Source organism: Cellulomonas septica (assembly GCF_012396155.1).
GTDB lineage: Bacteria > Actinomycetota > Actinomycetes > Actinomycetales > Cellulomonadaceae > Cellulomonas > Cellulomonas septica.
Genome location: NZ_JAAXOY010000851.1, coordinates 1 through 1,253 on the forward strand (window position 1 = coordinate 1; position 1,253 = coordinate 1,253).

The following is a 1,253-nucleotide window of genomic DNA, read 5'->3' on the forward strand; positions in this document are numbered from 1 at the left end:
TGCGGACCGCGAGGAGCCCCGCGTTGCGCGCACCGCCGACCGAGACGGTCGCGACGGGGACGCCCGCGGGCATCTGGACGATCGACAGCAGCGAGTCGAGGCCGTCGAGGTGCGCGAGCGGCACGGGCACGCCGACGACGGGCAGCGTCGTGACCGACGCGAGCATGCCCGGCAGGTGGGCCGCTCCCCCGGCACCGGCCACGACCACGCGCAGCCCGCGCGCGGCGGCGGTCCGGCCGTAGTCGACCATCTTGTCCGGCTGGCGGTGGGCCGACACCACGTCGACCTCGTACGGCACGCCGAACTCGTCGAGCGCGAGCGCGGCGGCCTCCATGACGGGCCAGTCCGAGTCCGAGCCCATCACGATCCCGACCAGGGGCTGCGTCGTGGTCACGGTGTCTCCGTCCGTGCGGTCCGCGGCACGCGCGCCGGGACGAGGTGGTGGGGTCGTCAGGGCTGCTCGCCGCGCAGGAGCGCGGCGGCGTCCCGGGCGCGGCGACGCACCTCGTCGAGGTCGTCGCCGCTGACGTTCACGTGCCCGAGCTTGCGGCCCGGGCGGACCTGCTTGCCGTACAGGTGGACCTTCGCCTGCGGGTCCGCCGCGGCGACGTCGTCGAGCGCGTCGGTGAGCTCGTCGAGCGCGCTGCCGAGCACGTTGGCCATCACGGTCCAGGGGGCGCGCGCCGACGTGTCGCCCAGCGGCAGGTCGAGGACCGCCCGCAGGTGCTGCTCGAACTGGCTGGTGACCGCGCCGTCGATCGTCCAGTGGCCCGAGTTGTGCGGACGCATCGCGAGCTCGTTCACGAGCACGGTCGGGGCGCCGTCGTGCCCGGCGACCTCGAACAGCTCGACCGCGAGCACGCCCACGACGTCGAGCCCCTCGGCGACGCGCACCGCGACGTCGAGGGCCTGGTCCCGGGTCGCGGGGTGCAGGTCGGGTGCGGGCGCCACAACCTCGGCGCACACGCCGTCGCGCTGCACGGACTCGACCACGGGCCACGTCCGGACCTCGCCGCTCGGGCGCCGCGCCACGAGGACCGCGAGCTCGCGGGTGAACGGCACCTTCTCCTCAGCGATGAGGGCCGCGCCCGACCCGTCGGCGGCGGCCGCGAGCCAGTCGGCGGCCTCGTCGGCCGACCGGACCACCCGCACGCCCTTGCCGTCGTAGCCGCCGCGCGTGGTCTTCACGACCGCCTGGTCGCCGTTCGCGGCGAGGAACTCGCGCAGGTCGTCGGCGTCCGCGACGGGTGCCC

Annotated in this window: 2 protein-coding genes; both read right to left on the minus strand. The window is 75.8% G+C overall.

Annotated features, from left to right (window positions below; translation table 11 throughout):
• Positions 1–361: 5-(carboxyamino)imidazole ribonucleotide mutase (gene purE, locus HGA02_RS19770; RefSeq protein WP_210728848.1), on the minus strand; the 361-nt coding region annotated here is incomplete at its 3' end.
• An 89-nt stretch (positions 362–450) separates the two neighbouring features.
• Positions 451–1,253, minus strand: an 803-nt coding sequence (locus tag HGA02_RS19775; protein ID WP_168681111.1) for a 5-(carboxyamino)imidazole ribonucleotide synthase, incomplete at its 5' end; no start/stop codon positions are given.